Source organism: Blastococcus sp. SYSU DS0753, from assembly GCF_054051175.1.
Genome location: NZ_JBJHAT010000051.1, coordinates 1 through 1,554, shown reverse-complemented (window position 1 = coordinate 1,554; position 1,554 = coordinate 1). Strand labels below are relative to the sequence as shown.

At 59.0% G+C, this 1,554-nt stretch carries 1 rRNA gene; it reads right to left on the bottom strand.

Annotated elements, in window-relative coordinates:
- Window positions 1-1,554, bottom strand: a 23S ribosomal RNA gene (locus ACI799_RS21020); the annotation flags it as partial.

The following is a 1,554-nucleotide window of genomic DNA, read 5'->3' as shown; positions in this document are numbered from 1 at the left end:
CGGCGGATAGGGACCGAACTGTCTCACGACGTTCTAAACCCAGCTCGCGTACCGCTTTAATGGGCGAACAGCCCAACCCTTGGGACCTACTCCAGCCCCAGGATGCGACGAGCCGACATCGAGGTGCCAAACCATCCCGTCGATATGGACTCTTGGGGAAGATCAGCCTGTTATCCCCGGGGTACCTTTTATCCGTTGAGCGACACCGCTTCCACATGCCGGTGCCGGGTCACTAGTCCCAGCTTTCGCTCCTGCTCGACCCGTCGGTCTCGCAGTCAAGCTCCCTTGTGCACTTGCACTCGACACCTGATTGCCAACCAGGCTGAGGGAACCTTTGGGCGCCTCCGTTACATTTTGGGAGGCAACCGCCCCAGTTAAACTACCCACCTGACACTGTCCCTGATCCGGATCACGGACCGAGGTTAGACATCCAATTCGACCAGAGTGGTATTTCAACGGCGACTCCACGAACACTGGCGTGCCCGCTTCGCAGTCTCCCACCTATCCTACACAAGCCGAACCGAACACCAATATCAAGCTATAGTAAAGGTCCCGGGGTCTTTCCGTCCTGCCGCGCGTAACGAGCATCTTTACTCGTAGTGCAATTTCGCCGAGCCTGTGGTTGAGACAGCTGAGAAGTCGTTACGCCATTCGTGCAGGTCGGAACTTACCCGACAAGGAATTTCGCTACCTTAGGATGGTTATAGTTACCACCGCCGTTTACTGGCGCTTGAGTTCTGAGCTTCGCCTTGCGGCTAACCCGTCCCCTTAACGTTCCAGCACCGGGCAGGCGTCAGTCCGTATACATCGTCTTACGACTTCGCACGGACCTGTGTTTTTAGTAAACAGTCGCTTCTCACTGGTCTCTGCGGCCACCCACCGCTGCCCCGCGCAAGGCGGTTCACAGCAGATGGCCCCCCTTCTCCCGAAGTTACGGGGGCATTTTGCCGAGTTCCTTAACCACAGTTCGCTCGATCGCCTCGGTATTCTCTACCTGACCACCTGAGTTGGTTTGGGGTACGGGCCGCTCGGAACTCGCTAGAGGCTTTTCTCGGCAGCATAGGATCATCCAATTCGCCTCAATCGGCTATGCGTCGGGCCTCACCCTCATGCGGAACGGATTTGCCTATTCCGCGGGCCACACCCTTGCACCGGTACTACCACTCACCGGTAGGACTACCTTCCTGCGTCACCCCATCGCTTGCCTACTACCAGTCCGGGTCCCCAGCTCCACCGGATCGCCCACAAGTGGGCTCACCGGCTTCGGTGGGTTAGCATCGCTGGGTTCAGCATGGGCGTTCCTTCGCGGGTACGGGAATATCAACCCGTTGTCCATCGACTACGCCTGTCGGCCTCGCCTTAGGTCCCGACTCACCCTGGGCGGATTAGCCTGGCCCAGGAACCCTTGGTCTTCCGGCGGGGGAGGTTCTCACTCCCCTCTCGCTACTCATGCCTGCATTCTCACTCGTGTGGCGTCCACGGCTGGATCACTCCGCCGCTTCCACCGCCACACGACGCTCCCCTACCCATCCACACACCTGGCCGGCACCTGAA